8 protein-coding genes are annotated in these 7,468 nt (G+C 70.0%); 4 read left to right on the top strand and 4 right to left on the bottom strand.

Going from position 1 to position 7,468, the window contains the following annotated elements:
• Nucleotides 1-426: 426 nt before the first annotated feature.
• Complete coding sequence (gene helR / locus AB0L53_RS49745) at nt 427-2,574, top strand: RNA polymerase recycling motor ATPase HelR (RefSeq protein WP_364010957.1); 2,148 nt, start codon at nt 427-429, stop codon at nt 2,572-2,574.
• Nucleotides 2,575-2,626: 52 nt separating this feature from the next.
• Here the strand turns inward: helR and AB0L53_RS49740 are convergent, their stop codons facing one another.
• The 3 genes from AB0L53_RS49740 to AB0L53_RS49730 form a co-directional block, all read right to left on the bottom strand.
• Nucleotides 2,627-3,640, bottom strand: coding sequence for an NAD(P)-dependent alcohol dehydrogenase (locus AB0L53_RS49740; protein WP_364010954.1), 1,014 nt, complete (start codon nt 3,638-3,640; stop codon nt 2,627-2,629).
• An 81-nt stretch (nt 3,641-3,721) separates the two neighbouring features.
• Nucleotides 3,722-3,907, bottom strand: a complete 186-nt coding sequence (locus AB0L53_RS49735) for a hypothetical protein (RefSeq protein WP_364010951.1) — start codon at nt 3,905-3,907, stop codon at nt 3,722-3,724.
• Nucleotides 3,904-4,368 (bottom strand): hypothetical protein, encoded by a 465-nt coding sequence (locus tag AB0L53_RS49730; RefSeq protein ID WP_364010948.1) that lies wholly within the window; start codon nt 4,366-4,368, stop codon nt 3,904-3,906. Before AB0L53_RS49730 ends, AB0L53_RS49735 begins: the two co-directional genes overlap by 4 nt.
• Before the next feature lie 72 nt (nt 4,369-4,440).
• Between AB0L53_RS49730 and AB0L53_RS49725 the strand changes: the two genes are divergently transcribed.
• The gene (locus AB0L53_RS49725) at nt 4,441-4,875 is read left to right on the top strand and encodes a hypothetical protein (protein ID WP_364010946.1); all 435 of its coding nucleotides are present in this window, start codon (nt 4,441-4,443) and stop codon (nt 4,873-4,875) included.
• Here AB0L53_RS49725 and AB0L53_RS49720 read toward each other — a convergent pair.
• Nucleotides 4,870-5,472, bottom strand: coding sequence for a TetR/AcrR family transcriptional regulator (locus AB0L53_RS49720; RefSeq protein ID WP_364010943.1), 603 nt, complete (start codon nt 5,470-5,472; stop codon nt 4,870-4,872). The genes AB0L53_RS49725 and AB0L53_RS49720 overlap by 6 nt on opposite strands.
• Before the next feature lie 106 nt (nt 5,473-5,578).
• Between AB0L53_RS49720 and AB0L53_RS49715 the strand changes: the two genes are divergently transcribed.
• Both AB0L53_RS49715 and AB0L53_RS49710 read left to right on the top strand, forming a co-directional pair.
• Nucleotides 5,579-6,403 (top strand): class I SAM-dependent methyltransferase, encoded by an 825-nt coding sequence (locus AB0L53_RS49715; protein WP_364010940.1) that lies wholly within the window; start codon nt 5,579-5,581, stop codon nt 6,401-6,403.
• A gap of 135 nt (nt 6,404-6,538) precedes the next feature.
• Complete coding sequence (locus AB0L53_RS49710; protein ID WP_364010937.1) at nt 6,539-7,450, top strand: hypothetical protein; 912 nt, start codon at nt 6,539-6,541, stop codon at nt 7,448-7,450.
• The last annotated feature ends 18 nt before the right edge of the window (nt 7,451-7,468 follow it).

Raw genomic sequence — 7,468 nt, 5'->3', positions numbered from 1 at the left:
AGGCTGCCAACAGATGTCCTTCCGAGGGCTCGCGGCGGACTGACTACACGCACGCCAGACAACCTCGCAACGTGAGCAAGCGGAGCGGGTCGTCAGAAAAGCAGCGTGGAAGCATGAGCGTACTCGCTCGAATGCAGTTTGTCCACGCTTACGCAGACCCATTGTTCCGGTCGCATTTCCATGATGACGTACGGAGCCCCCACTTGTCAATGTCGAACGCGACTAAAGATAGTCTCCGACGGACCGTGGGTGCGGCGGCGATGCGCCGCCTCGTGAAGGGGAAAGGGGATTATCCGCACCTTTCCACTCTCAACGTATAGCGCACCGGGGGGCTTGCGGCAAGACCCGGGTCGTGCCGCAGAATCAGCGGTCGAGGCCAGAACGCCAGGAACGGGTCCGCAGTGACCTCAGATCGGAGCATGTTACTTGAACCCCCTGACCACCAGCGCGTTCGACCTTCCCGACCGCCTCGCCCTCAAAGCCGACCAGGCGCTGATCGCCGGCGATGAGCGGCACTTCGCGGCCATCGCGGAGAGCCTTGAGCAGTCGATCGCCGACCTGTCCGACCGACTCGACGCCGAGCGCAAGGCGCCCGGCGGCATCGGCCGGGCGGCGATGGACCGGGACATGGAGATCCACCGGCTGACCGCTCGCCTGCGCGCGCTGCGCCGGTTCGGCTTGGATCTGTGCCTCGGACACATGGTCAGCGCGGACGACCCCGAGCCCGTGTACGTCGGCCGGCTCGGCCTCAGGGACAGCCAGGGTCGTCAACTGCTGGTCGACTGGCGTTCCCCGGCGGCCGAGCCGTTCTTCGGAGCCACTCACGCCAACCCGATGGGTCTGGCGAGCCGCCGCCGGTATCGCTGGACCCGCGGCCGGATCAGCGACTACTGGGACGAGGTCTTCACCTCGGACGGGCTGGTCGGGCACGCCGCGCTCGACGACCAGTCCGCCTTCATCGCCAGCCTGGGCAGCAACCGGTCGGCACGGATGCGGGACGTGCTCGGCACCATCCAGGCCGACCAGGACGCCATCATCCGCGCGGGCTCCCGGGGCGCTCTCGTCGTCGACGGCGGTCCGGGCACGGGCAAGACCGTCGTCGCGCTGCACCGCTCCGCCTACCTGCTCTACTCCGACCCGCGCCTCGGTCACCACCGGGGCGGCGTGCTGTTCGTCGGTCCGCACCAGCCCTACCTGGCGTACGTCGCCGACGTACTCCCCAGCCTCGGAGAGGAGGGCGTGCAGACCTGCACCCTGCGGGACCTCGTCGCCGAGGGAGCCGCGGCGGCGATCGAGGCCGACCCGGACGTGGCCCGCCTGAAGTCGTCCGCGAACCTGACGCAGGCGATCGAGCCGGCCGTCCGGTTCTACGAGAACCCGCCCACCAAGGGGATGACGATCACGACCCCCTGGTCCGACATCTGGCTGAGCGCCGAGGATTGGGCCGAGGCGTTCCAGGCGCCGGATCCCGGCACCCCGCACAACGATGCGCGTGACCAGATCTGGGAGGAACTGCTCACGATCCTGATGGACAAGCACGACGGCGACGCCTCGCCTGACCTGCTCCGCAAGTCGCTGCTGCGGGACAGGGAGCTGCTCACCATCTTCAACAAGGCGTGGCCGCTGATCGAAGCGGCCGACCTCGTGGGGGACCTGTGGTCCGTACCCGCCTACCTGCGGATGTGCGCTCCCTGGCTCAGCCCCGACGAGGTGCGAGCACTGCAGCGCGCGGACGCCCAGGCGTGGACGGTGTCCGACCTGCCGCTCCTGGACGCGGCACGGCAGCGGCTCGGCGACCCGGAGGCGGCGCTCCGTAAGCGCCGGCGTGACGCCTCTCTCGCCGCCCAACGTGAGCAGATGGACAAGGTCGTCGACAACCTGCTCGCCGCCGATGACGACGGCGAAGGTCTGGTGACGATGCTGCGCGGACAGGACGCGAAGGTCTCTCTGGTCGACGAGACCACACTGCCCAGCATCGAACCGGACCTGCTCGCCGGCCCGTTCGCGCACATCGTCGTGGACGAGGCCCAGGAGCTGACCGACGCGGAGTGGCAGATGCTGCTGCTCCGGTGCCCGTCCCGGAGCTTCACCATCGTCGGGGACCGCGCTCAGGCCAGGCACGGGTTCACGGAGTCGTGGCAGGAGCGGCTCGAGCGGATCGGGCTCGACCGGATCAACCTGGCCTCCCTGAGCATCAACTACCGGACGCCGGAAGAGATCATGACGGAAGCCGAGCCGGTCATCCGGGCCGTGCTCCCGGACGCCAACGTGCCGACCTCCATCCGTCGCGGTGACGTCCCCGTCGTCCACGGATCCGCCTCGGATCTGGGCTCGATCCTCGACACCTGGCTCGCCGCACACGCCGACGGGATCGCGTGCGTCATCGGGGACCCCACATTCCGTACGACGTCCCGCGTCCGGTCGCTGACCCCGGAGCTGTCGAAGGGGCTCGAATTCGACCTGGTCGTCCTCGTCGGCCCGGAGGCGTTCGGCGAGGGCATCGAGGGAGCGGTCGACCGCTATGTCGCGATGACCCGAGCGACTCAGCAACTCGTCATCCTCACGAGCGCCTGACGACGGTGGCCCACCGGCGGAGGCGCGCCGCCTCCTGACAGGCGCGCTCCGGTCAGTCGTGGCTGATGACGATCTTGCCGAAGCCGCCGCCCGCCTCGCAGTAGCGGTACGCCTCGTGGACGTCCTCGAACGGGAACACCCGGTCGAGGACGGGACGCAGCCGGTGCGTGGCGACCGCGCGGTTGACCTGGAGGAAGTGGGCGCGGCTGCCGGTCGCCACTCCGCGCAGCACCGCGCCCGCCCCGAACAGCAGCGCCGGGTCGACCGGCCGGGCGCCCTCGGCGCCGGACAGCCGGTAACCGACGAACGCCACCTCGCCGCCGAACGCCACCGACTTCAGCGACTGCTCGAGCGGCCCCGCCGGGTCGACGACGCGATCGGCGCCCACGCCGTCGGTGAGCGCGCGGACCTCTGCTGACCATGACGGGTTCGCCCGGTAGTCGATCACCTCGTCGGCCCCGAGCTTCCGCAGCCGCTCCGCTTTGGCGGGGCCGGACGTCGTCATGATCACCCGGGCGCCGCTCAGCTTGGCGAACATCAGCGTGAACAGCGATACCCCGCCCGAGCCGAGCGTCAGCACGGTCTGGCCGGGCCGTGGGGCGCCGCCGGAGGTCAGCGCGTTCCACGCGGTCACGGCCGCCAGCGGCAGCGCCGCCGCCTCCTCGTACGACAGGTGCTCGGGGATGGGCACCACGCCGTCCTCGCTCAGCACCGCGTACTCGGCCAGCACTCCGTCGGTCATGGTGCCGAGCTGGGCGGCGTTCTCCAGCAGGAAGGGCCCGTCCTGCCAGCTCGGGAACACGGTGGCCGCCACCCGGTCGCCCGGCCTGACCCGGGTCACGTCCTCGCCGACGGTCACGACCTCGCCCACGCCCTCGCAGCCGGGCACGACGCCGGGCCTGATCGGCAGTGGATAGTCGTTCGCCAGCACCATGAGATCGCGATAGCCCAGTCCGTTCGCGCGGATCCTGACCACGACCTGACCGCGCCCCGGCGCGGGCTCGTCCCGGTCCTCGACGGTCAGCCCGGCGAGCCCGCGTCCCGGCCGCAGGTGATAGCTCCTCATCGCACGTCCTTTCCCCGCTTCGGTTACGTGAGGATCCTCCGGGCGAGCCATGACATTGGACAATTCCCCTCAGGGAATCGCTCACGATTGCCAGGCATTGCGGAAGCTCAGCCGGGCCCGTGCCAGCCGGGACTTGACCGTGCCCACCGGCACCGCCAGCAGCCTGGGCCCGCAGATCCGGCCGAGGTACGGGGTCAGCTCGCGGAGCAGGTCGTTCATCGCCATCGTGTCGCCGCGCTGAGCGGCCCGGACGAGCGCCGCGCTCATCGGGCACGCTCGGCGACCCGTGTCGCCAGCCGGGCCAGGGCCTTCTCCCCGGCTCTCCGGACGCCCAGGGGCACCAGCGCGGTACGTCCGGGCACGCGGATGCCGCCGGTCTGCGCCACCAGCGTGCCTCCCGGAACGGCGGTGGCCGCCAGGCCGACGAGCAGGAACCTGCTCTGCATCCAGCACCAGCCGGGCCGCAGGTCGACATCGAAGCGGGCGCGCATCCCGTACTTGCTACGGGCCTCGGCCACCAGCCGCCCGCCTCCGTCGTCCGCGACGATCCGCAGGTCTCGCATGTCCGGCTCGAAGGTGCCGAACTCCCGCTCCAGGTCGCTCGCCACCTCCCAGACCAGATCGAAGGGGGCGGGAAGAATCCGCTCGGCGACACGCGCACCGGGGACGCCGGCGGCGAGCACGCGCAGCCGGCGCACCGGGTCCAGGTCGGCAACAGGCCAGTACATGTCTATCCAGAGGCGGCTCGGGGGCAGAAGGTTCCATGGAACCATTGGCGAGTTCGGCGCCTCCTGGAGGGCATGAACATCTCACGCCCCGGCGCGTTCGCGGCCGCCGTCCTGCTTCTCGACGCACTCGTCCATCTGTTCTGGGTGGTCCGGCCCATCGCCGACCCCCGCGCGCTCTCCCTGGCCGTCCTCAACGCCGAGGTGCCCTTCACCCCACGGGTCCTGCTGCCGCTCATCCTCATGCTGAGCGTGGGGGCCCTGTCTGTGGCGGCGGCCTCCGGCGGGCGGGGCGGCTGGGTGGCCAGGGTGGTCACCATGGCCGTGGGCGCCGGTGTGCTGGTGCGCGGGCTTGTCGGCGTGGTGTGGGCCTTCGGCCTCGGCACGGACACCGGAAGCCCGTTCTACTGGCTGAACCTGTTCCTCTACACCCCCGTCTGCCTGGCCATGACGCTCGCGGTCGGCATCGTCCTGGTACGCGCGCGGCGGCCGGTGAGCATCAGCTCATAGCAGGCGTCTTTGCGTGACATCGGCGATGACGGCGTTCACGACCTTGCCGACTTCCTCCGGCTCCGGCGCGACCCCGTCCCGGCCGGCGAACAGCATGTGCCCGGCTCCGATCAGGGAGAGCGCCAGCGCCTCCACGTCGGCGTCCGCCGCGATGCGGCCCAGCTCGCACTCCTCGTTCAGGTAGGCGGCGATCATGGCCACGGCATCCGTCAGGATCGGGATGCCGAAAGCCGGCCGGGCCCGAGGCAGCCGGGCCCGCAACTCATCCCGGAAGATGACGAGACCGACTATCGACACGGCGACCGAGTCGAACAGGTTCATCAGCGCCCCGGTCAGGTTGCCGGCGACGGTGCCGGTCCCGGCGGAGTCGCGAAGGGCGGTGGCCTGGCCTTCGAGCCGGGCGATGCGGTCCTGCACGAGCTCGGCGAGGAAGGCGTCGAAGTCCTCGAAGTGCTTGTGCAGGACACCCTTGGCGACACCCGCCTCTGTCGTGACCGCCCGGCTGGTCAGGCCGGGCGCCCCGTCCCGGAGCAGGACGCGCTCAGCGGCGTCGAACAACTGCTGCCGTACATCACGGAGGGCCACTCCAGTCGGCATCGCCCGTCCTCCTTCTTCACACGCTTCACATGCTTTTGCCCACCCTTCGCTCACCGCGAACGTCTGCCCGATTGTGGAGTGGGCGCCTGCCCACTATGGTGGGCGCATGCCCACTTTATCGCAGGAGCAACCAGAGCCTTCGCGGAACGAGCCCCATAAGGCCAGGCAGATGGCGGAGTCGTTCGGGGTCGACGCCGAACGCTACGACCGGGCCCGCCCCGACTATCCCGACGCCCTGGTGCGGCAGATCATCGCCGCCAGCCCCGGTCTCGACATCGTCGACGTCGGCTGCGGCACCGGCATAGAAGCCCGTCAGTTCCTGGCGGCCGGGTGCAAGGTGCTGGGTGTCGAGCCGGACGTCCGGATGGCCGAGTTCGCCCGCCGTACCGGGATTGAGGTCGAGGTGGCGACGTTCGAGGACTGGGACGCCGCCGGCCGTACCTTCGACGCGGTCGTCGCCGGGCAGTCCTGGCACTGGGTGGACCCCGTAGCGGGCGCCGCCAAGGCGGCGCGGGTGCTGCGGCCCGGCGGCCTGCTGGCGGTGTTCGCGCACGTGTACGACCCGCCGCCCTTCGTCGCGGAGGCGTTCGCCACCGTCTTCCGGAAGGTGGCGCCCGACTCGCCGCTGAGCGCCGGACCGCCGCGGCCGGGCCAGGACATCTACCAGGCGATGTTCGCCCTGTTCGCCGACGGCATCCGGAAGGCGGCCGAGTTCGGCGAGCCGGAGCAGTGGCGATTCGACTGGGAGCGGTACTACAGCCGCGACGACTGGCTCGACCTGCTGCCCACCACCGGCGCGCTCACCCAACTCCCACCGGAGCAGCTGGCCGAGGTGCTGGCGGGCGTCGGGGCCGCCATCGACGCGATCGGCGGCGGCTTCACCATGGCCTACACCACGATGGCGATCACTGCGTCGCTGAACCCCCGGTAGTCATCTAACGCGCCGGCCTCCGACCCTGAGCGCAGCACTTTCACAGCTGAGGGGGCGCTTGATTCCCCGCCCGCCCCGGTTCCGGGCGGCTATGGTGCGCCTTACCCGATTTGATCTAGATCGCAGGAGCGCGCGGTGCTGAACACGAGGGAGCCCGACTGGGCGTATGTGGCCAGGTCTCTCGTCAAGGTCCTGGCCGTCACCGCGGCGCTGTTCCTGGCCTTCAGCGCCGTCGATCGGGTCCTGTGGGTGTTCATCGATCCCTCCGACGACGCGCGGATCGGCGAGGTGTACGGCACGGCCGCCCGCATCGCGAACCCGGACAAGCGCCTGTCGTACGGGTACGGCAACGGCGTAGGGCTGCTGGAGACGTCCTACACGCTGCAGGGGGAGCCGCGCCGGGCCGGTCCCAGCGCGGGCAGGACGGACTACGAAATCGTGGAGAACCTGTTCGGCACCGTCCGCGCCCCTTCCCTCGGCGGGCCGATGGGCAGCCTGAAGGACGCGATCGATTCCGTGGAGCCGGACTCCGAGGTCGACAAGGAGGAGGTCCGGAAGACCATCGACGGACTTCCTCAGACGCTCGAAGCCGTCGCGGTCGTGGAGTTCGCGCATCCGATGGCCACCGAGCGGCTCGTCGCCTTCAACCGCAGGCACGCACTCTGCGGAGGGGCGGGCGTCTCCTACATCTACTCGCCGTCCTACTACGACGACTCCGATGATCCGGCCTCGTTGAACGCGGTCGTCTGGAACCGCGACATGACCAAGGACCAAGTCCCGACGGATCTCACCTATCAGTGCGAGACCGAGCCGGAGGCGGCGCTGGCGGAGTTCCGCAGGTGGGTGGGGCTGCTTGACGAGGGGGACGATTTCCGCGAGTTCGAGCTGACCTACGAAGGGCTCGCGGATACGGCCAAGGAGGGTGTCGTGTACGGGCTCGTGGCCGACCGCTGGAAACTCGCCGACCTGCGCAAGCTCCTCGACGACCCGGAGGTCGGGACGGTCCGCCTGGTCGATGTCTCCTTCGACCTCGGCGAGATGGGATAGCGGATCATCGTGCGCGTG

It is taken from the genome of Nonomuraea sp. NPDC052129, assembly GCF_040680095.1.
Classification (GTDB): Bacteria; Actinomycetota; Actinomycetes; order Streptosporangiales; family Streptosporangiaceae; genus Nonomuraea.
Note: the sequence above shows the minus strand (reverse complement) of the source record. Positions and strands in the feature narration are given on the sequence as shown.